Origin of the sequence: Glutamicibacter halophytocola, from assembly GCF_001302565.1 — a bacterium.
GTDB classification, from domain to species: Bacteria; Actinomycetota; Actinomycetes; order Actinomycetales; family Micrococcaceae; genus Glutamicibacter; species Glutamicibacter halophytocola.
In genome coordinates, this window is record NZ_CP012750.1 from 117,494 (window position 1) to 138,256 (window position 20,763).

The 20,763-nt window shown below is 62.4% G+C and carries 20 protein-coding genes and 1 rRNA gene; 12 read left to right on the plus strand and 9 right to left on the minus strand.

Annotated features, from left to right (window positions below):
• Window positions 1-13: 13 nt before the first annotated feature.
• The 7 genes from rrf (at window position 14) to AOZ07_RS00560 (ending at window position 7,885) form a co-directional block, all read left to right on the plus strand.
• Window positions 14-130: ribosomal RNA gene (gene rrf / locus AOZ07_RS00535) — 5S ribosomal RNA — on the plus strand.
• A 163-nt stretch (window positions 131-293) separates the two neighbouring features.
• Window positions 294-2,267 carry a M13 family metallopeptidase gene (locus AOZ07_RS00540; protein WP_084793086.1) on the plus strand — a complete coding sequence of 658 codons (1,974 nt, stop codon included), beginning with the start codon at window positions 294-296 and terminating at the stop codon, window positions 2,265-2,267.
• A 136-nt stretch (window positions 2,268-2,403) separates the two neighbouring features.
• Window positions 2,404-3,918, plus strand: a complete 1,515-nt coding sequence (gene lysS / locus AOZ07_RS00545; protein ID WP_060700224.1) for a lysine--tRNA ligase — start codon at window positions 2,404-2,406, stop codon at window positions 3,916-3,918.
• 2 nt (window positions 3,919-3,920) lie between these two features.
• Complete coding sequence (locus tag AOZ07_RS18580) at window positions 3,921-4,088, plus strand: hypothetical protein (RefSeq protein ID WP_186467995.1); 168 nt, start codon at window positions 3,921-3,923, stop codon at window positions 4,086-4,088.
• Between the two features lie 138 nt (window positions 4,089-4,226).
• Window positions 4,227-4,547 (plus strand): histone-like nucleoid-structuring protein Lsr2, encoded by a 321-nt coding sequence (locus AOZ07_RS00550; RefSeq protein ID WP_022876972.1) that lies wholly within the window; start codon window positions 4,227-4,229, stop codon window positions 4,545-4,547.
• Between the two features lie 267 nt (window positions 4,548-4,814).
• Entirely contained in the window at window positions 4,815-7,328 is a 2,514-nt protein-coding gene (locus AOZ07_RS00555; protein ID WP_060700225.1) for an ATP-dependent Clp protease ATP-binding subunit, read from the plus strand.
• Window positions 7,329-7,420: 92 nt separating this feature from the next.
• Complete coding sequence (locus tag AOZ07_RS00560) at window positions 7,421-7,885, plus strand: hypothetical protein (RefSeq protein ID WP_060700226.1); 465 nt, start codon at window positions 7,421-7,423, stop codon at window positions 7,883-7,885.
• A 32-nt stretch (window positions 7,886-7,917) separates the two neighbouring features.
• Here the strand turns inward: AOZ07_RS00560 and AOZ07_RS00565 are convergent, their stop codons facing one another.
• From AOZ07_RS00565 to AOZ07_RS00580, 4 genes are read right to left on the minus strand one after another with little or no spacing between them, the layout of a single operon-like run.
• Complete coding sequence (locus tag AOZ07_RS00565; protein ID WP_060700227.1) at window positions 7,918-8,364, minus strand: iron chaperone; 447 nt, start codon at window positions 8,362-8,364, stop codon at window positions 7,918-7,920.
• 9 nt (window positions 8,365-8,373) lie between these two features.
• Entirely contained in the window at window positions 8,374-8,781 is a 408-nt protein-coding gene (locus AOZ07_RS00570; protein WP_060700228.1) for a VOC family protein, read from the minus strand.
• Window positions 8,782-8,829: 48 nt separating this feature from the next.
• A complete protein-coding gene (locus AOZ07_RS00575; RefSeq protein ID WP_060700229.1) occupies window positions 8,830-9,228 on the minus strand; it encodes a helix-turn-helix domain-containing protein in 399 nt (132 codons plus the stop codon).
• Window positions 9,229-9,231: 3 nt separating this feature from the next.
• Window positions 9,232-10,458 carry an MFS transporter gene (locus tag AOZ07_RS00580; protein ID WP_060700230.1) on the minus strand — a complete coding sequence of 409 codons (1,227 nt, stop codon included), beginning with the start codon at window positions 10,456-10,458 and terminating at the stop codon, window positions 9,232-9,234.
• A 130-nt stretch (window positions 10,459-10,588) separates the two neighbouring features.
• Here AOZ07_RS00580 and AOZ07_RS00585 point away from each other — a divergent pair, with 130 nt between their 5' ends.
• Window positions 10,589-11,098, plus strand: coding sequence for an amino-acid N-acetyltransferase (locus AOZ07_RS00585; protein WP_060700231.1), 510 nt, complete (start codon window positions 10,589-10,591; stop codon window positions 11,096-11,098).
• Window positions 11,099-11,104: 6 nt separating this feature from the next.
• Here AOZ07_RS00585 and AOZ07_RS00590 read toward each other — a convergent pair whose 3' ends face one another.
• Both AOZ07_RS00590 and AOZ07_RS00595 read right to left on the minus strand, forming a co-directional pair.
• Window positions 11,105-11,905 carry a DUF1206 domain-containing protein gene (locus AOZ07_RS00590; RefSeq protein ID WP_060700232.1) on the minus strand — a complete coding sequence of 267 codons (801 nt, stop codon included), beginning with the start codon at window positions 11,903-11,905 and terminating at the stop codon, window positions 11,105-11,107.
• 13 nt (window positions 11,906-11,918) lie between these two features.
• A complete protein-coding gene (locus tag AOZ07_RS00595) occupies window positions 11,919-12,827 on the minus strand; it encodes an HhH-GPD family protein (protein WP_060703239.1) in 909 nt (302 codons plus the stop codon).
• 86 nt (window positions 12,828-12,913) lie between these two features.
• Here AOZ07_RS00595 and AOZ07_RS00600 point away from each other — a divergent pair, with 86 nt between their 5' ends.
• Window positions 12,914-13,519 carry a hypothetical protein gene (locus AOZ07_RS00600; protein ID WP_060700233.1) on the plus strand — a complete coding sequence of 202 codons (606 nt, stop codon included), beginning with the start codon at window positions 12,914-12,916 and terminating at the stop codon, window positions 13,517-13,519.
• Between the two features lie 4 nt (window positions 13,520-13,523).
• Here the strand turns inward: AOZ07_RS00600 and disA are convergent, their stop codons facing one another.
• Genes disA through AOZ07_RS00615 form a run of 3 tightly spaced genes read right to left on the minus strand, consistent with a single transcriptional unit; the run spans window position 13,524 to window position 17,204 of the window.
• Window positions 13,524-14,597 carry a DNA integrity scanning diadenylate cyclase DisA gene (gene disA / locus AOZ07_RS00605; protein ID WP_060700234.1) on the minus strand — a complete coding sequence of 358 codons (1,074 nt, stop codon included), beginning with the start codon at window positions 14,595-14,597 and terminating at the stop codon, window positions 13,524-13,526.
• A 34-nt stretch (window positions 14,598-14,631) separates the two neighbouring features.
• Entirely contained in the window at window positions 14,632-16,026 is a 1,395-nt protein-coding gene (gene radA / locus AOZ07_RS00610) for a DNA repair protein RadA (RefSeq protein ID WP_060700235.1), read from the minus strand.
• 35 nt (window positions 16,027-16,061) lie between these two features.
• On the minus strand, window positions 16,062-17,204 hold the full coding sequence (locus AOZ07_RS00615) for an FUSC family protein (protein ID WP_060703240.1): 1,143 nt from the start codon (window positions 17,202-17,204) through the stop codon (window positions 16,062-16,064).
• Window positions 17,205-17,420: 216 nt separating this feature from the next.
• Between AOZ07_RS00615 and pstS the strand changes: the two genes are divergently transcribed.
• From pstS to pstA, 3 genes are all read left to right on the plus strand, one after another.
• Window positions 17,421-18,533 (plus strand): phosphate ABC transporter substrate-binding protein PstS, encoded by a 1,113-nt coding sequence (pstS, locus tag AOZ07_RS00620; protein WP_060700236.1) that lies wholly within the window; start codon window positions 17,421-17,423, stop codon window positions 18,531-18,533.
• A 121-nt stretch (window positions 18,534-18,654) separates the two neighbouring features.
• Complete coding sequence (gene pstC / locus AOZ07_RS00625) at window positions 18,655-19,590, plus strand: phosphate ABC transporter permease subunit PstC (RefSeq protein WP_060700237.1); 936 nt, start codon at window positions 18,655-18,657, stop codon at window positions 19,588-19,590.
• On the plus strand, window positions 19,590-20,732 hold the full coding sequence (gene pstA / locus AOZ07_RS00630) for a phosphate ABC transporter permease PstA (protein ID WP_060700238.1): 1,143 nt from the start codon (window positions 19,590-19,592) through the stop codon (window positions 20,730-20,732). Before pstC ends, pstA begins: the two co-directional genes overlap by 1 nt.
• Window positions 20,733-20,763 lie beyond the last annotated feature (31 nt).

Below are 20,763 nucleotides of genomic sequence, written 5' to 3' on the forward strand. Positions count from 1 at the left end.
GCTTCGTGATTGTTACGGCGGTCATAGCGTGGGGGAAACGCCCGGTCCCATACCGAACCCGGAAGCTAAGGCCCATTGCGCCGATGGTACTGCACTCGTGAGGGTGTGGGAGAGTAGGTCACCGCCGGACTTAACTTGGATAATATGTGGTTTGGGCCCTGACACAGTTTGTGTCAGGGCCCAAACCTGTTTAAGCCGTCCGCGCACCATTGGTACTCACGCTCTATTTCATCGGGGAACTGGTTACAGTGTGTAGTAGATAAAACGAGATCTGCTACCGAGGGAGCCCTGCTTTGACTACTGAGACAACGAGCCCGCTGCGCTATCGCGACGATTCGATTCGTCCCCAGGACGATCTCTACCGCCACAGCAACGGCAAGTGGTTCGAAACCGCCACTATCCCCGGAGACCAGGGGATCTACGGTTCCTTCATGGAACTGCGCGACCAGGCAGAAGACGCAGTTCACGCCATTATCAAGGAAGCGGTCCAGGCCTACGAGTCGGGCTCAGCCACCGATGGAGCAACACAACGCATCGCCCACCTGTATGGCTCATTCATGAATGAAGCAGTCATCGAAGAGCGCGGTGCGGGACCGATCGCCGGATACCTGCAGGCCATCTCCGAAATCCAAAGCGTCGAATCCCTGCTTGAACTCTCTGGCTCGTTCTACCGCAAGGGCATCAGCGGATTCCTCGAGATCGGGGCCATGAATGATGCGGGCAATCCGGAGCGCAACCTGCTGACCTTCCTCCAAGGCGGCCTGGGCCTTCCGGACGAGTCCTACTACCACGACGAGCAACTGGCAGAGACCGTCTCCGATTACCGTGAGCACCTGGTGCGCCTGCTCAGCCTCGGCGGCTTTGACGGCGCCGAGGAAGCCGCGGTTCAAGTTGTCGAGCTCGAAACGGCCATCGCCGAATGCCACTGGGACAGGGTCAAGGTCCGCGATGCCCAGGCCCGCTACAACCTCTTGAGCGGCGAGCAGCTCTTTGACCTCTTCGCCGGGCTGAAAGAGTGGCTGTCTGGTGCCGGAATCGATGCCAACTACTATGGGGAAGTTGTCGTTTGGCAGCCAAGCTACCTCGAGGGGCTCTCAGGACTAGTCGCCGAGCAGCCGCTGGAAGCATGGAAGAACTGGCTGCGTGTGCAGGTGCTGCGTTCCTTCGCGCCCTACCTCTCCAGCGACTTCGTGAATGAGAACTTCTCCTTCTATTCCGCCAAGCTCGGCGGGGTGGAGCAGATCAAGGACCGCTGGAAGCGTGGTGTCGCCTTCACCGAAGGCGCGGTCGGCGAAGATATCGGCCAGCTTTACGTTGCCGAGAATTTCCCGCCAGAAGCCAAAGCCGCCATGGACCAGCTGGTGCAGCGTCTGATCGAGGCCTACCGGATCTCCATTGGCGAGCTGTCGTGGATGGGTGAGCAGACCATTGAAAAGGCGCTGGACAAGCTCTCGAAGTTCCGCCCGAAGATCGGCTACCCGAACGAGTGGATCGACTACTCGTCCATCACCACCGATGAGCTGGACGTCATCGCCAACCTGGCATCCGCCAACGAATTCGAATTCAAGCGCGAGCTGAAGAAGATCGACGACGGCGTTAACCGCGAGCTGTGGTTCATGTACCCGCAGACGGTGAACGCCTACTACCACCCGCTGCTGAACGAGATCGCCTTCCCCGCAGCCATCCTGCGCTTGCCGTTCTTTGATGTGGACCGGGATATCGCCTCGAACTTCGGCGCCATCGGCGCGGTGATCGGACACGAGATCGGCCACGGCTTTGATGACCAGGGATCGCAGTTTGACGGCAGCGGCCAGCTGACCAATTGGTGGACCGATGATGACCGGGCCGCTTTCGAGAAGCTCACCGGCAAGCTGGTAGAACAGTACAACGCGCTCTCGCCTACCGAAGCGCCGGAGCACAATGTCAATGGCGCCCTGACCTTGGGTGAAAACATTGGCGACTTGGGTGGATTGGGCATCGCCTATAAGGCGTACAAGCTCGAGCTCGCGGCCCGCGGAATCACCGAGGACGAGGTGATCGACGGTGTCACCGGCGACCAGCGCTTCTTCTACTCCTGGGCCGAATGCTGGCGCACCCTCATCCGCCCGGAAACCGCTGTGGTCCGGGTGCGCACCGACCCGCACGCGCCGGGCGAATTCCGCTGCAACCAGGTTCCCAAGAACCTCGAGGCATTCCACGAGGCCTTCGGCACGAAGCCGGGAGATGGCATGTGGCTGGATCCAGCGCAGCGCGTTGAAATCTGGTAATAATCAAAACACTCTGGCAGGGCATCGGAAAGTTCGCTTTTCCGGTGCCCTGCCGTCGTCGCTGGCTGAACTTCGGGGTGTAAGTCTGATCATGATGGGCTTTATCCGTGCACAATGACACGTAGAATGGACTATTGTGACTTCCGAAAATAATCCCGCACAGCCCATTGATCCCAACGACCAGCGACAGGTTCGTGCCGATAAGCGCAACCAGTTCTTGGCCAAGGGTGAGGAAGCCTACCCTGTGGGTGTGGCCCGCACCCACTCCCTGCTGGAAATCCGCGACAAATACGAGCACCTCGAAGCCGGCGAAGAAACCGAGGATGTGGTGGGCGTTGTCGGCCGCATCGTGTTCATGCGCAATACCGGCAAGCTGTGCTTCGCCACCTTGCAGGAGGGCGGCCCCAAGGGCGAAGGCGTGCGCCTGCAGGTCATGCTGTCGCTGGCCAATGTCGGCGAAGAGCGCCTGGCTGCGTGGAAGTCCCTGGTCGACCTGGGTGACCACGTCTTTGTCAGCGGCAAGGTGATTTCCTCCCGCCGCGGCGAGCTGTCGATCATGGCAGATGCATTCGAGATGGCTTCCAAGGCCCTGCGCCCATTGCCGGTGCTGCATGCCGACCTGAACGAGGAAACCCGTGTTCGCCAGCGCTACGCCGATCTGATCGTGCGCAATGAAGCCCGCGAGATGGTCTACAAGCGCGCAGCAATTGTTCGCGCCGTGCGCAACACCCTCGAGAACCACAACTACGTCGAGGTTGAGACCCCGATGCTGCAGCTGGTCCACGGTGGTGCTTCGGCCCGCCCATTCAAGACCCACCTGAATGCCTTCGACCAGGAAATGACCCTGCGCATCGCCACCGAGCTCTACCTCAAGCGCTGCGTTGTCGGCGGCGTGGACCGAGTGTTCGAGGTTGGACGCATCTTCCGCAACGAAGGCGTCGACTCGACCCACTCGCCGGAATTCACCACCCTTGAATCCTACGAAGCCTACGCAGACCAGTACGTCATGGCCGACCGCATCAAGGAGATCATCCTCAATGCCGCCGACGCCATCGGAGCCGGCCGCAGCATCGAGACCCCCAAGGGTACCGCCAACCTGGATGGCGAATGGCGCTGGCTCAGCGTGTACCCGGGTCTGTCCGATGCCGTGGGCGTCGAGATCACCCCGGACACCGAGGCTTCGGTGCTGCGCGAAATTGCCGAAAAGCACGAAGTCAAGATCGATCCTGCCTGGGGTGCCCAGAAGCTGGTGATTGAGCTGTTCGGCGAGATCGTCGAACCGACCTTGATCGACCCGACCTTCGTCTGCGACTACCCGCCGCTGGCCCAGCCATTGGCTCGTCCGCACCGCTCGAAGCCAGGGGTTATCGAGGCCTGGGACCTGATCATCGGCGGCATGGAACGCGGAACCGCGTTCTCCGAGCTGATCGACCCGGTCATCCAGCGCGAGCGCCTCACCGAGCAGTCCCTGCTGGCCGCCGGCGGCGATCCCGAAGCGATGCAGCTCGATGAAGACTTCCTGCGTGCCTTGGAATATGGTGCCCCGCCAATGGGCGGCATCGGTTTGGGCATTGACCGCCTGGTGATGCTCTTTACCAATGTAGGCATCCGCGAAACCATTCTCTTCCCACTGCTCAAGCCGGAGGCATAGAAATGCCATATATCGAGGCAATTGTTCCGACTATCTGCCTGGCGTTGCTTTTTTGGTACGTGATGAAAGTTATTACAAACGCGGACCGAAAAGAGCGCCAAGCCGAAGCGGAAGCCGATGCGCTTATTCAAAATCGTTCGGATTCCAATAATCAGTCTAACGAGAATTAGGGTATTCCTGAAAGAATCTTGTGAATTCTGATCAGAATTAGAATTCCCAGGCGTTATTTGTATAGGCTTGAACATTGAAAAGGACTGGTGGGTTCAAACCAGATAGTCCAGCACATTCAAGCTCGGAGGAATCCTCAGATGGCACGTCAGGTTCAAATTGCCCTGATTGATGATATTGATGGTAGCGAAGCAACCGAATCAATTGCTTTTAGTGTTGCTGGCCAGCACTTCGAAATTGATTTGAACGACGAGCATGCTGCACAATTCCACGCGGCTATTGAACCGTATGTAGAAGCTGCGCGTTCGTCGAAGCAGACTGCAACCAGCGAAGCTCCAGCTATTCGCGCCTGGGCAAAAGAGAATAATATTAAGGTCAATGCCCGCGGGCGCCTTAATGCAGAAGTTGTAGATGCCTACAATGCTGCAATGCGCAAAGGCGGTCGCAACCGCACGAAGTAATTCATTCGGTTGCAGATAAACTTCAAATGAGTCGGCACATTCTATGTGCCGACTCATTTTCTTATAACGGCGACCGTGATATATCCATTTAATTTGGTTGAAGATAATAGTGTTTGTGCAATAACTAAAATGCATTCGCTCCCGTTTCCCGGAGCCGGAAATCAGGGCTGACGCAACTGATCGGGTTATCCCCGTGGCGAACAAGGGCGAATTGAAGGCGCTAGATGCGTAGCATCGAATTATTGGTAAGCAAGGAGTGTGCCGAAGATGTTTGAGAGATTTACCGACCGTGCCCGTCGAGTTGTCGTGCTCGCCCAAGAAGAGGCGCGCATGCTCAACCACAATTACATCGGCACCGAGCACCTGCTGCTCGGCCTAATCCACGAAGGTGACGGTGTAGCCGCAAAAGCGCTCGAGTCGCTGAATATTTCGCTGGGTGCCGTACGTGAGCAGGTTCAGGAGATTATCGGCAAGGGCCAGCAGGCGCCTTCCGGTCACATCCCGTTCACTCCTCGCGCCAAGAAGGTCTTGGAATTGTCGCTGCGCGAAGCATTGCAGCTGGGACATAACTACATTGGGACCGAGCACATCCTGCTCGGCCTGATCCGCGAAGGCGAGGGCGTAGCCGCCCAGGTGCTGGTGAAACTGGGTGCCGACCTCGGCCGCGTGCGCCAGCAGGTCATTCAGCTGCTCTCGGGCTACCAGGGCGGCAAGGAAACTGCCTCCGCTGGTGTCAGCTCGGGCGGGCAGCAGGAAGGCACCCCGGCTGGTTCAGCAGTACTGGACCAGTTCGGCCGCAACCTCACCGCCGCAGCCCGCGAAGGCAAGCTCGATCCGGTGATTGGCCGCGAGCACGAGATGGAACGCGTCATGCAGGTCCTCTCACGCCGCACCAAGAACAACCCGGTGCTGATCGGCGAGCCTGGTGTTGGCAAGACCGCTGTCGTCGAGGGCCTGGCCCAGTCGATCGTCCGCGGCGACGTGCCAGAAACCATCAAGGACAAGCAGCTGTACACCTTGGACCTCGGTTCCCTGGTGGCCGGCTCGCGCTACCGCGGTGACTTCGAAGAGCGCCTGAAGAAGGTTCTCAAGGAGATCCGCACCCGTGGCGACATCATCTTGTTCATCGATGAGATCCACACCCTCGTGGGTGCCGGTGCCGCCGAAGGCGCTATTGACGCTGCCTCGATCCTCAAGCCCATGCTGGCTCGTGGAGAGCTGCAGACCATTGGCGCCACCACCCTTGACGAGTACCGCAAGAACATCGAGAAGGATGCCGCGCTCGAGCGCCGCTTCCAGCCGATCCAGGTCAAGGAGCCTTCGGTTGAGCTGACCACGCAAATCCTGCGCGGCCTGCGCGACCGCTACGAGGCACACCACCGCGTGACCATCACCGATGGCGCGCTGCAGGCTGCCGCAACGCTGGCCCACCGCTACATCTCGGACCGCTTCCTGCCAGACAAGGCAGTGGACCTGATCGATGAAGCCGGTGCCCGCCTGCGCATCCAGCGCATGACCGCCCCTCCTGCCCTGAAGGAAATGGACGAGGAGATCGCGACCGTACGCCTGGAGAAGGAAGCTGCGATCGACGCTCAGGACTTCGAAGGCGCCGCTTCGCTGCGCGACAAGGAGTCCAAGCTCATCGAGGCGCGCAACGAAAAGGAAAAGTCGTGGCGCAACGGTGACATGGATGAAGTATCCGAGGTCACCGAAGAGCTGATTGCCGAAGTTCTGGCAAACTCCACCGGCATCCCGGTAGTGAAGCTGACCGAGGAAGAGTCCTCGCGCCTGCTGAACATGGAAGACGAACTGCACAAGCGCGTGATCGGCCAGGATTCGGCGATCAAGGCCATCTCCCAGGCGATCCGCCGCACCCGTGCAGGCCTGAAGGATCCAAACCGCCCAGGCGGCTCGTTCATCTTCGCCGGCCCAACCGGTGTCGGCAAGACCGAGCTGGCCAAGGCGCTGGCAGAGTTCCTCTTCGGCGAGGAAGACGCGCTGATCACCCTGGACATGTCCGAATACTCGGAGAAGCACACCGTTTCCCGCCTGTTCGGTGCCCCTCCAGGCTACGTCGGCTACGAAGAAGGCGGACAGCTGACCGAGAAGGTCCGCCGCCGTCCGTTCTCCGTCGTGCTCTTCGACGAGGTGGAGAAGGCCCACGCCGACCTGTTCAACTCGCTGCTGCAGATTCTGGAAGACGGCCGCTTGACCGACTCCCAGGGTCGCGTGGTGGACTTCAAGAACACCATCATCATCATGACTACCAACCTCGGTACCCGCGACATCTCCAAGGGTGTGATGACCGGCTTCCAGTCGGCCGCGGATACCAAGACCGGTTATGAGCGGATGCAGGCCAAGGTCCAGGAAGAGCTGCGCCAGCACTTCCGCCCTGAATTCCTGAACCGTGTTGATGACACCGTGGTCTTCCCGCAGCTGAACCAGGACGAGATCGAAGAGATCGTCGACCTGTTTGTTGGCCGCTTGGCCAAGCGCTTGAAGGAACGCGACATGACGATCGAGCTGACCCAGGCTGCCCGCAGCCTGCTGGCACAGCGCGGCTACGACCCAGCCATGGGTGCCCGTCCGTTGCGCCGCACCATCCAGCGCGATATCGAAGACCAGCTCTCCGAGCGGATCCTCTTCGGCCAGATCCTTGCCGGACAGAAGGTCACGGTGGACGTCGAAGGCGAGGGAGCGGAGCAGAAGTTCGTCTTCCACGCTGAGGGCGGCACCGGCCAGCTGGAAGGCGAGCCGGCACCGGCTGCGCTGGAAAGCTAAGCGCAGCACCTGACTAGCGACGAGCCGGGGAACCAGATGAAACTGGTTCCGCGGCTCGTTGACTTTAATTCCATTGATCGTAGGCTGATTCCATGAAGCGAAGCGGAATCGGCCGATTAATTGTCATTTCGGGCCTGGCAATCGTGGCCTATGCCGTGCTTTATGCAGTGCTGCGACCGCTATTGCCCGGCCAGCTGGCTCGGCATGCGGGCCCCGACGGCGCCGGATATGGCCCGCTGTGGCTTGCAGCCCTGGTCATTGGCGCAGTCGCAGCCATCAGCTTGCTGATCGGCATTGTGGCCTATCGGGACTTCTATTCCCTGGGGCATTGGTATCCAGGTCCCAAGGCCATCGTCGTGTGCTTCCTCGCGGCAGGGTTCGGCATTCTTTCACTGGGCGCATCGATGCTTGTAACCGTGATGGGGCGACAAGCGCAGGAAGCTGGTTCCCTGCCCGTGGGCATGGGGCTGCTTGGGCTAGTCGTCGTATTTGGGCTCTCGGCTCCGGTCCTGGCGTGGTCGTTGCCACGCGCAAAGCAGGAAACACTCGTCCCCTAGGTTCCTTTGATCGGCATCGCCCTGGCGCGCAGCTAGCGTCCCACGGACTTGCTGACCAGCCGGGCAATCATCTGCTCCTGCTGCCCATCCAATGAGGTGATGGCGAAGGATGTGGCCCACAGTGTCCCGTCATCCAGCTTCGCCGCATCGTTGAAGCCCAGGGTCAGGTAGCGGGCACCGAATTTGGCCGCATCCTGGATGAAGCACAGGATGTTGCCGTCCAGGGCGTAGGCCGGCATCCCGTACCAGGTTCTGGGTTCCAGCTCGGGTGCCGTTGAGGTGATGATCCGATGCAGCGCTTGGGCCAGCACCTTGTCGGTGCCCTCGTAGGAGGCGATCTTTTCTTCCACCGCGGCCAGGGCCGCGGCGGCCTTCTCAGCCTTGGTCATGCGCTTCTTCGTCGCCTTGACCTCTGCCGCGCGATCCTTCATTGCTGCTTTCTCGGCATCGCTGAAGCCGGTCTTTTCTTCGTTTGCCATCTTTTGCTCCTAGGCTGCCTGGTTGATGCGGATCATGTTGCCCGAAGGGTCGCGGAATGCGCAGTCGCGTGGTCCCCACGGCTGGAGAGCCGGCTCCTGCAGCACCTCGGCGCCACTGGCCGACAGCGACTCGAAGAGCGAATCAAGGTCAGCCACGGAAAAGACCAATGGCCCGAAGGCGCCCTTGGCCACCTGCTCCGCAATGACCTGTGCATCCTCGTCCGAGCGGCCGGCTCCCGGAGCGGAGAGCACGATATTCAAGCCGGGCTGGCCTGGAACGCCAAGCGAAACCCAGCGGAAGTCGCCGTTGGCGACATCTGAAACGACCTCGAGGCCCAAGCCGTCGCGGTAGAAAGCCAGGGCTTCGTCCACGTCGAGAACGATGAGCGGGAAATGCTGAACTGAAATATTTGCCATGGATTCAGCTTAGAAGCTGGATGGTGTCCACGGCTTCTTCAAAACTGCTCAGAATCTCGAGGGCCGCAACAGGATCTTGGCAATGCACGCCGGGATATGTTCAGAATCCTCGTGATCGCGTTCCCGGTAGGCGGTGGGCGTCTCGCCGACAACCTCGGTGAAGCGCGTGCTGAAAGAACCCAGGGAGCTCCAGCCAACCTGCATGCAGGCATCGGTGACCGAGACCCCGGAGCGCAGCAGGTGCATGGCCCGTTCAATGCGCCGGGTCAGCAGGTAGGAATAGGGCGTCTCGCCGTAGGCCCGCTTGAACTCGCGCGAAAAGTGCGCGGGGGACATCACTGCCTTGCTGGCCATCGCCGGGACATCCAGCGGCTGATCGTAGTGCCGGTCCATCAGGTCCTTGGCCCGGCGAAGGTGAGCCAGAACCTTCAGCGCCTGGTTATCCATGGGCTATCGCCTCCGCGCTGAACGCAGGACCAGGAAGACGCCCAGCAGCGTGCAGCACAGGTATACCCCGATAACGCAGATCCAGCCTGCGGTGAAACCGCCAGGAGAACCAACCAGAAGCCCCATGGCCAGGGGCCCGACGGTGAAGCCGCCGAATTGCCCCGCGGAGACCAGGCCGCTGGAGCTGCCCAAGCGGCTAGCCGGAACCACGCGGAGCAGCGCCGCCATCAGCACCACGGAGACCCCGAGCGCCGAGGCGCCGTGCAGTGCCACCGCAACCCAGAGCAGAATCGGCGAATGCAGCTGCTGGGCCAGCAGGAAACTCGTGCCGCCACCGGTGGCCAGCAGCGCCAAGAGAAGCAGCAGCTTGGGCGCGGCCACTCCGCGGGACATCATCTGCCCCCAGCCAACCCGTGCGCTGACCCCCACGATCCCGGCCACGGCAGCGGTCAGCCCTCCGGCCACCAGCGAGAAGTCCAATTCGCGCACCGCAAACAGCGCCAAATAGACGTTGGTGGCCTGCACGCCCACACCGTTGATGAACCCGAAAAGGGTCAAAGCGTAGATGATGAACCGCGTGGAGTCCGCCGCGCCGGCTGCCGGCTCGCTGTTCGCCGTGCCGCTCCGGCTGCTCTTGCCGGGTGCCGGGGCCGCGAGCAACGGGGCGGACTGGAGAACGCGCAGTGCCAGCAGCGCCAAGCCAGCGGCCACCACAGCCCCGGCCAAGGAGGCGCCCTGCCAGCCGATGAACGCGGCCAAGAGGGGGAAGGCGAGGCTGCCCACCAGCTGGGAGACCTGCACGCCGGACTGCTTGATTCCGGTCCAGCCAATGCGCCAGGCGCTGGGCACGCGCTGGGCCAGGATCCGGTTGGTCACCCCATTGGGAAAAGATTGCGCGAAGCCAGCGATCCCCGACGCCGCGAGCAGCAGCGCATACCCGGCATCCACCGCAGCCAAGCCCATGGCCAGGGCCGCGGTGCCAAAGATGATCAGCATCAACCGGGCATCGGGCTGTGCATCGGAGAATTTCCCGAACGCCAGATTGCCAATGGCAGCGCAGCCAAAGCAGACCGTAGCCAAGAGCCCGAACTGGGATTCGCTGATGCCCAGGTCGCGGATCACCAGGTCGCTGGTGGCGTTCAGCCCATAGCTCAGCAGCGGAGCAATGCCGACGGCTGCCAGGAGGATGGCCAGCAGCCCGAATCCGGGGCGTGCTTCTCTGGCTGTCATCCTCATCCTTCTGTTTGGCGCTACCGCGATTCTAGCCAAGTTCTTGCACCAGCGAGCCGGCTTCCCGGGCACTATGACATATCCGGGACCGGCTTCGGATCTGCCGGCCATCGGGCATAGGATTTGAAAGGTGAATACTTTTACCGTCCGCTCCGCCAAAACCAGTGATGTCCCGGCCATTCGCGACCTTGTCCGTCCGCTGGCCGAAGAGCGCATCTTGCTGGACAAGGAAGCGGTCACCTATTACGAGTCCATCCAGGAATTCGTCATAGCCCAAGACGCGGACGGAAATGTTGTTGGTTGCGGCGGCCTGCACGTGATCTGGGAAGATATTGCCGAGATCCGCACCCTGGCCACCTCCGATCAGGTGCGCGGCATGGGCGTGGGCCATGTGCTGCTGCAGGAACTGCTGCGCCGGGCCAAGGCGGTAGGCGTGGCCCGCGTCTTCTGCCTGACCTTCGAAGTGTCCTTCTTCGAGCGCCAGGGCTTTTCCGTGATGGCCGATCAAAGCGCCGTGGACCCCTCGGTATACCAGGAAATCCTGCTCTCACGCGATGAGGGCGTCGCCGAATTCCTGGACCTGGCCCGGGTCAAGCCCAACACCCTGGGCAATACCCGCATGATCATCACCCTGGACTAGCCCCGGCTAGTCCATCCGGTCATAGCGGGCCCGCAATATCAGGTACAGGGCATAGCTGATCAGCCCAGCGGCGATGGCGCCCAAGGCCACCGACCCGTGATCCTGGTCGCGGATCGCCTTGAGCGCGCCATCGATGCCGCCAGCCTCTTCGGGATCGCCCTGGACGGTGGCCACAATGAACAGCAAACCCAGGGCGCCAAGAACCAGGCCCTTGGCCGGGTAGCCGATCATCCCGGAATACCTGACCGCCCAAGAGATTTCGCGCCGGCTGGAGCGGTGCAAGTCATCAAGGAACCTTCTGCTGGCGCCCTTGTAGATGTAGTAGCCGGCCATCACCAGCAGCACCGCGCCGAGAGCCACCAGTGCCGCCCTGCCGGCCAAGGACTTCATCAGCTCGCCGCTGAGACTGGTGGCGGTGTGCTCCGAGTCGCTGGGATTGCCCATGCCAAAACGGCCAAAGGTGAACCCTGCGGCCAAAAAGACCAGCCCGGTGCCCGCAAGCTTGAGCCGTTCCCGCGTTTTCTTCCCGGGCAGCAGCAGTTGCGCCAGCGACCACAGCCCCAATAAGAGGGCTCCGATGGCACAGATCCACAGCAGCGCAACACCAAAGGGCTGGGCCGATAGCGCCCGCATGGCACCGCTTTGATCGGCCTGGGCCTTGCCGCCGGTGGCCACCACGGAAGCGAGCACCCCCAAGGTGGCGTGCAAAATGCCGTTGGCGACGTAGCCCAGCCGGGCCAAGCGCTCAAAGAGCGGGTGCCGTGCCGCCTGCTGTGCGGCAGCGGCCGGGTCAACCGAATCGTTCATGCGCCAAGCATAGCTAGGATGGCAGGCGCACGCCGCCATCCTCGAGCACTGCCAGCCCGTCCTTGAGCAATCCGGCTAGTGCCCGCTCGCGCTGCTGGGATTCGGCCTGCAATTTTTCCAGCGCCACATAGGCGGGATGCTCCTGCCCGCCAAGGTCCGCCAGGAAGGAAGCCTGCGGCACCGGATGCTCATGCTCGCGCAAGACCGCCATGATCGCTCCGCGCACTTGGCGGTCGGTGCCCTTCCAGGCCTGGCCCTTGGGAGTGTAATGCGGGGCCGGCTGCCCGGCCGCAATCCATGCGCAGCTCTCAAAGACCGGGCAGGAATCGCATTTGGGGCTGCGCGCGGTGCACACCAGCGCACCGAGCTCCATCACCGAGATGTTCCACGCATTGGCCTGCTCGGCATCCTCGGGCTGCACCTGCCGGGCGCGGGCAAATTCGCTGGCGCGCGGGCTGGGCTCGGGCAGGGCCATGCCGCCAAAGAGCCTGGCGTGAACCCGGCGGATATTGGTATCAACCACCACGGTGGGCTCGCCAAAGGCAAAACAGGCGATAGCCGCAGCCGTATAGTCCCCGACGCCCGGCAAGGCCCTCAACGCGTCTTCGGTGCGCGGCACCTGGCCGTTGTACTCGGTGGTGATTTCCACGGCGGCGGCATGCAAGCGCTGGGCCCGGCGTGGATATCCCAGCCGGCCCCAGGCCTTGAGCGCTTCGGACAGCGGTTCGCCAGCCAGGTCTTGCGGCCGCGGCCAGCGGCGCATCCATTCCTCCCAGACCGGCAAAACACGCACCACGGGGGTCTGCTGCAGCATGAATTCGCTGACCATCACCTCCCAGCCGCTCACGCCTTCTTTGCGCCACGGCAGGTCCCGGGAGTTCTTCTGGTACCACTGATTGATTTGGCGATGGATTTGTTGCACCACACCACTGTAGCCAACGACGCTTCATTGCCTCGATTCCCCTGCCATTACCGGGTTCCCGGACGCCAATGAACTAGCCTTAAGCCATGAGCAATGCATCAGGGGGAAAGCTTCCAGCCAGCGTCTATCGGCGCCGGCGCATCACCTTCGCGGTGATCGCCTTGGTACTGGTGGGCTTGATCATCTGGGGCATTGCCGCCATTGCCGGCTTGCTGTCACCGGATCCAGAAAATCCTGCAGCGCCTGCCCCCACGGCGCAGTCCAGCGCGCCTGCCCAAAGCCCGGACTCCGATCAGGATGCGGGCAAGAAGTGCAAGGCGGGCGAAGTCAAGGTCACCGCCTCCACGGACGCGAAGAGCTATGCCGCGGGCAAAAAGCCGGTACTGATCCTGGGCGTCGAAAATACCTCCAAGCGCGAGTGCGAACTGAACGTGGGCACCAGCATGCAGGAATTCCTGATCTCCAGCGGCGCCGACAGGGTCTTCTCCACCGTGGACTGCCTGCAAAACGGCGAGGACGTCCAGCTGGTCTTCGCCCCCGGGCAGAAGGAGAATGCCCGCTTCACCTGGAATCGTGATCGCTCGGCCCCGGGCTGCAAAGCCGTGAGCGTGCAGCCGCGCCCGGGCACCTACAAGTTCACCGCGGCCATCGGGGAAATCGAATCCGAACCGGTGAGCTTCACCCTGGAGTAGCCCCTTAGATGTAGCGGTCCAGCAGCGAGGACTCGGCCATGCGGGCCAGTCCTTCGCGGATGGAACGGGCACGCTGTTCGCCGACGCCCTCGATTTCCATCAGCGCGGTCGTCGACGCCGCCATCAGCAGCTGCAAATTATCGAAGGACGCCACCAGCCGGTCGCCAATGGCCTTGGGCACCGTTCGAATCTGCGAAAGCAGCCGGTAGCCCTTGGGCGTGAGCTGGTCGTCCTGTCCGATGGTGCCCTGCGGGAACAGGATCTTGGCCAGGGGCTCAAGGTCGATCAGCTGCGCGTCGGAGACCTCGTGCAGGCGCTCGAGGGCGACGTCGATATCCAGTTCCTGGCCTTCGGCCTGCGCATAGTCGTGCATCAGCAGCTGGTTGTCGATCTGGATGCCGGAGAGCAATTCCGCGTGCTGGGCGGCCAGCAGGCGCCCGTCGATGCCCAGCTCCAGGACGTTGCGGGAGATTTCCTCGCTGGTGCGCCGCAGCATTTCGGTGCGCTGCAACACCGCCAATACTTCGCGCGCGGTGGCCACATCCTCGATTTCCGCAGCCGACAGGGCGCTGGTGACCTGGTCCAGCCGGTGCCGGTAGCGCTCCAGGGTGGCGATGGCCTGGTTGCCTCGTGCCAGCAGCCGCTCGGCAGGTTCCAGCACGTGGCGCTCGCCGGCGGCATAGAGCGTGATGGTCTGCATCGACTGGGACACCGAGATGGTCGGGAACCCGGTCTGCGCCGCCACGCGTTCTGCGGTCCGGTGGCGCGTGCCTGATTCCTGGGTGTCGATCCGCGCGTCGGGCATCAGCTGCACCCCGGCCTGCAGGATCTGGCGGGCGGTGCCATCAAGGATGATCGCCCCGTCCATTTTGGCCAGTTCGCGAAGGCGGGTGGGGGTGTATTCGGTGTTGATCCTGAACCCGCCGGAGCTGACGGATTCAACCACCTTGTCATGTCCCAGCACGATCAGGGCGCCGGTGCGGCCGCGCTGGATGCGCTCGAGCCCCTGGGCAAGTTCGGTGCCCGGGGCGATCTGGGCCAGAATGGCAAGAAAACCGGGGGATGAGTTCGCTTTCAACGTGCGTCCTTTCGGCGGGCGGCAACACTCTAGTTTATCGTGCTGGCTTCTGCCGCTGGGCGAAGGCGATATCCAGGGCCTGGGCAATGTTCTCCACCTGGAAAACACGGATCCCGTCGGGGATGTTCTTCAGCGGTTCGGGGGTGGCCGGGGCCATCGCAAAGGAGAAGCCCAGGCGCTGCGCCTCGGTGATGCGGCGGGAGATCTCGGGCACCTGGCGCACCTCGCCGGCCAGCCCCACCTCGCCGAAGGCCACAAAATCCTGCGGCAGCGGGAACTCGTTCATCGAGGAGGCCAGGGCCAGAGCGCAGGCCAAATCCGAGGCAGGCTCGGCGATTTTCACTCCGCCGACCGTGGCGATGTAGGAGTCCATGGCGGATAAATCCATATGCGCCCGCGCCTGCAATACCGCGACCACCATTTGCGCTCGAGCCGCGTCCAGTCCACTGGTGGCACGGCGGGCAGCCGGGGCGTTGCTGCGCGAGAGCAAGGTCTGCACTTCCGCCACCAGGGGGCGGCGGCCCTCCAGGGTCACCGTGATGCAGGTGCCGGGAACCGGAGTGCGGGTGCGGGTGACAAAGAGCTTTGACGGGTCGGTCAGGGACTCGATGCCGTCTTCGTTCAAGTCGAAGCAGCCCACCTCGTCGGTGGCGCCGTAGCGGTTCTTCAGCGCGCGCAGGATGCGCAGGCGCGAATGCTTCTCGCCGTCGAATTGGCAGACCACATCCACCAGGTGCTCGAGCAAGCGGGGTCCGGCAACCGAGCCTTCCTTGGTCACATGCCCCACCATGATGGTGGACATGGCGCGGGTCTTGGCGGCGTTGATGATCGAGGCGGCCACCTCGCGCACCTGGGAGACACCGCCGGCCGCCCCGTCGATTTCTGCGGAGGAGAAGGTCTGCACCGAGTCGAGGATCAGCAGCTGCGGATCGATTTCCTGGATCTGCCCCAGGGCCAATGCGAGGTCTGTTTCGGCGGCCAGGTACAGGGTGTCGGCAATGGCATTGATGCGCTCGGCACGGGATTTGACCTGGGCGGCTGATTCCTCGCCGGTCAGGTAGAGCACCCGAAGCCCGGTTTGCGCGGCCTTGGCCGCCACATCCAGCAGCAGCGTGGACTTGCCGACACCCGGCTCGCCGGCCAGCAGGATGGCGGCGGCCGGGACCAGCCCGCCACCCAGCACGCGGTCCAGCTCGGAGACGCCGCTGGGGCGGAAGGCCGCTTCGGAACCGTCGATCTGGGCGATGGGCTTGGCCGGATGCGCCACCTTGGCCGCGGCCACGGTGCGCGCCGAAACGACGCCTACTTCTTCAACGGTGCCCCACGCCTGGCATTCGCCGCAGCGTCCCACCCATTTGATGGTGGTCCAGCCGCATTCAGAGCATTTGAATGTGGGCGAGGACTTGCTGCGCGTGGAGGTTTTGGCCATAGGCCCATGCTATCGAGCCGGGAGGACAAAATTGCTCAAGACAGCTTGGGCAGGGCTTCGATGGCCTCATCATGGTTGCGCCCGGCCGCTTCCAGGAGATCCACGATCATCGGGCGCAGCAGCAGCACCAGCCCTTCACCCTGCAAGCCTTCAACTCCCAAGGCTTGCGGATCAAGCTGCGCCGCGGCATTTTCAAGCTGCAGCACGGCGGCCTTTTCATATTTCCGCTGCCCGGCAACGGTTTGCTCGCGCACCGAGTGGGACAACGAGTTCGCCGCCTCCGAGACTTCGCGCAGCAGCGGTGCCAGGGCTTGGGCGCCCTGCGGGGTCAAGGCCCCGTTGCTGAGCACCGAAGCCAGCCGGCGGGCAAAAACGCGCAAGTTGCGGGCGGTCCAGTCGTAATGGTTGAAGCGTTCGGAGAGCCGGTTCAGTTCGTGGCGGTGCCGGCGGCCGGCGGGGGAAATGGTCGCGATCTCCTTGGACACGCTGAAGGCGCCGGGCAGCTGATCGAGATGCTTCTGGGTTCCCCGGGCCTTGATCAGCGCATGGAAGGCCGAGCGACGGTCATCGTCGCGGATCGCCCACGAGCATTCGAGGATCGCTTCGGAGAGTTCCTTGAACAGCTCGCTGAGCGCCGCGACCGGGGTGCGGCGCGGGTCGGTGGGCCAGAAGACGATGACCAGCAGGGCCAGCAGGGACCCGGTCAGTGCGTCGATGGATCTGGCAAAAGGGCCGTCGACGCTGATCGGCAGCAGCACCACCAGTGCCGATTGCATGCCCAGCTGGGTGGAGAAGATGGTGCCCGAATCCAGGTAGCGGGCGACAACCAGGCTCAGCGACATCACCAGGGCTGCCTGCCAGATTCCCTGGCCGAACCAGTGCATCAAGGTATCGCCCAGGGCCACGCCGAGGGTGCACCCAAGGGCTACTTCGGCGGTTTTGCGCACCGTGGTGGAGGCGCCGAAACCCAGGGAGATCAGGGCGCTGGTGGCGGCAAAAATGGGCTGCGTGTGTCCCCAGATGCTCTCTGCAATCCAGAAAGCGCCTATGGCGCCCAGGGTCATGCGCAGGATTCTCGGCAGCGAATTGCGCGCGCGCAGCAGCCCCGAGCGGTTTCGCGCGGCGAGGAAGCCGGTAACCTTTGCCGGCATCCGCTTCGGCGTGCTCCCAATAGCCATAGGCACAGTCTCCCACGGACCGGCCGCGAAGCCGATGAACATGCGCCCATATTGCTTCCGTGAGCAGGATCACCAGCCGGCGTAGAAGCTGTTAACCTCTTGTTCACCTTCGCCGGGGGAGCTGGTTACCTTGGCTCTTTACCGTCATAGATGAAGCGGGGCAGAATCCGCTGAAAAGTTTCTTACATTTAGTATTCAACATGGGGAGTACAACTCGTGAAGCTCAATCGCCTTGGCAGTGCAGCTGCCGTCCTTTCTGTCGCGGCAATCGCACTGACCGCTTGCGGTTCAGACAATCCAACCGCTGCCAGCTCTGAGAGCGCAGCCGGCTCGTCCGCAGCTGGCGTCACTGGCACCTTGACCGGTATCGGTGCTTCCAGCCAGAACTCGGCCATGGAAGCATGGAGCACCGGCTTCAAGGCAGCCAACTCGGGCGCCACCGTGCAGTACTCGCCAGACGGCTCGGGTGCAGGCCGCGAAGCCTTCTTGGCTGGTGGAGCACAGTTCGCAGGCTCGGACGCCTACCTGAAGGAGGACGAAGCGCAGAAGGCCAAGGAAGTTTGCGGCCCGGATGGCGCCTTCAACATTCCGGCCTACGTTTCCCCGATCGCGATCGCCTTCAACCTTGAAGGCGTCGATGAGATCAACATGGATGCCGACACCATCGCCAAGGTGTTCAAGAAGGAAATCACCAAGTGGAACGATGAGGCCATCGCCAAGCAGAACCCGGATGTGGACCTGCCTGACACCGCCATCACCGTGGTCCACCGCAATGACGAGTCCGGCACCACCGAGAACTTCGTCGAGTACTTGAAGGCTGCCGCAGGCGATGTCTGGACCTACGACGTGTCCGGCGACTGGCCAAGCGACATCCAGTCGGAGAACGCCAAGGGCACCTCCGGCGTGGTTTCGACCACCACCTCCACCAACGGCGCCATCACCTACGCTGACCACTCTGCAGTGGGCAAGCTGTCCACCGTGAACGTCAAGGTGGGCGACGAGTACACCAAGATCTCTGCCGAGGCTGCTGCCAAGGCGCTGGATGCCGCAACCCCGGTTGAAGGTGCTTCCGAGAACGACCTCGCGCTGGATCTGAAGCGCGACACCACCGAAGCCGGAACCTACCCCATCGTGCTGGTTTCCTACCACATCTTCTGCAGCAGCTACAAGGACCAGGCCACTGTGGACTTGGTCAAGGCCTTCGGCAACTATGTAGTTTCCGATGAGGGCCAGAAGGCCGCACAGGACTCGGCCGGCAACGCCCCAATCTCGGCGGCCATCGCTGAGAAGGCTGCCAAGGCGATCGACTCGATCACCGTAGCCAAGTAGAACTCCAACCGGGCAACCGGTATTTGGTGCGGGTGGTGAACTCGACCACCCGCACCAGCAACACCCCTCCACCCCCCAGCAGGTAAAACTGCTTCACCCCCGTTTCGTAAAGGCTTTAGCCATGACTACCAATGCTTTGACAAGCAAGTCATCGACTTCAGGCCGCGCAGGTGACAAGATCTTCTCCGGTGCCGCGCTGGCTGCCGGTGTACTGATCCTGATCACGCTCTTCGCGGTTGCGGTCTTCTTGCTGATCCAGGCCCTGCCGACGTTCTTTGCTGATCCAGCAGAGATTTCCGGCGGCCAAGGATTCTTTGCCTACATCTGGCCGATTGTTATCGGCACCGTTATTGCAGCAGCCATTGCGCTGGCTGTAGCTACCCCGATCGGCCTCGGCGTGGCGCTGTTCATCTCGCACTTCGCTCCACGCAAGGTGGCTGGCCCGCTGGGCTACCTGATCGACCTGCTGGCCGCGATCCCATCGGTGATCTACGGTGCCTGGGGCTACATGGTCCTGGCACCGGCCCTGGTCCCGGGCTTTGAATGGCTCTCCAAGAACCTGGGTTTCATCCCGCTCTTTGAAGGTCCTGCCAGCCAGACCGGAAAGACCATGCTCACCGCCGGCATAGTGCTGGCCGTGATGGTGCTGCCGATCATCACCTCGCTGAGCCGCGAAATCTTCCTGCAGACTCCAAAGCTGCATGAGGAAGCGGCCCTGGCCCTGGGTGCCACCCGCTGGGAAATGATCACCACCGCGGTGATCCCCTTCGCCCGACCGGGCATCATCTCCGCCGTCATGCTGGGCCTGGGCCGCGCCCTGGGCGAGACCATGGCCGTGGCCCTGGTGCTCTCCACCGGCAACCTGATCCCGTCGCTGATCAAAACCGGCAACCAGACGATTGCCGCGGAAATCGCGTTGAACTTCCCCGAAGCCTTCGGGCTGCGTCTTTCGGAGCTGATTGCCGCTGGTCTGGTCTTGTTCCTGATCACCCTGATCGTGAACATGATCGCCCGCGGAATCATCGCCCGCCACAAGGAATTCTCGGGAGCTAACTGATGAGTGCCACCACAACCAGACTCAGCAACCAGGCCAGCGGCAATTCCACCCCGCCGGTGCGCAAGCGCAACTCCCTGGCCAAGGGCAAGCTGCCGAAATGGGCCATCTGGGCCATCGCCGCAGGATCGATCATCATCGGCGCCGCGATCTCCACCCTGACCGGCTTCAGCGTTGCCGCCTTCGCGATCTACTCGGCGATCATCTTCCTGATTGCGGCCTCAGTGATCACCACCGTGGTGGAGGGCAAGCGCCGCGGCAAGAATGCCATGTGGACCTACCTGATCTACGCCGCCTTCATCGTGGCACTGATCCCGCTGGCCTCGGTGCTCTACACCGTGCTGCAAAAGGGCCTGCCCGGCATCAACAGCCACTTCCTGTTCTCTTCCATGAACGGGGTCACCGGCGCCATCGACAACCAGACCGTGGCCAACGGCGAGCCAGTGATCGGCGGCGCCTACCACGCAGTGATCGGCACCTTGCTGATCACCCTCTGGGCCACCTTGATCTCGGTTCCGGTGGGCATGCTCACCGCCGTGTACCTGGTCGAATACGGGCAGGGAAAGGCCTTGTCCAAGGCAATCACCTTCTTCGTTGACGTGATGACCGGCATCCCCTCGATCGTGGCCGGCCTGTTCGCTGCCGCTTTCTTCGGCATGATCCTGGGGCCCAACGCCCGCATGGGCATTGTGGCCGCGGTGGCCTTGAGCGTGCTGATGATCCCGACCGTGGTCCGCTCCACCGAGGAAATGCTCAAGATCGTTCCGAACGAACTGCGCGAAGCCTCCTTCGCACTGGGCGTGCGCCGCTGGCGCACCATCTTGAAGGTTGTCATCCCGACGGCGATCTCGGGCATCGCCTCGGGTGTCACCCTGGCCATCGCCCGCGTGATCGGCGAAACGGCGCCAATCCTGGTCACCGCCGGCATCGCAAGCCAGATCAACATGAATGTGTTCGCCAACTGGATGTCCACGTTGCCGACCTTCATCTACTACCAGATCCTGACTCCGACCAGCCCGACGAACATCGACCCGTCGGTGCAGCGAGCCTGGGCTGCCGCCCTGCTGCTGATCCTGATGGTGATGGCATTGAACCTGATCGCCCGCCTGGTCGCCTCGATCTTCGCCCCAAAGAAGGGCCGTTGAGCCAAGGCTCCGGTCCGGACAAACCCAAACT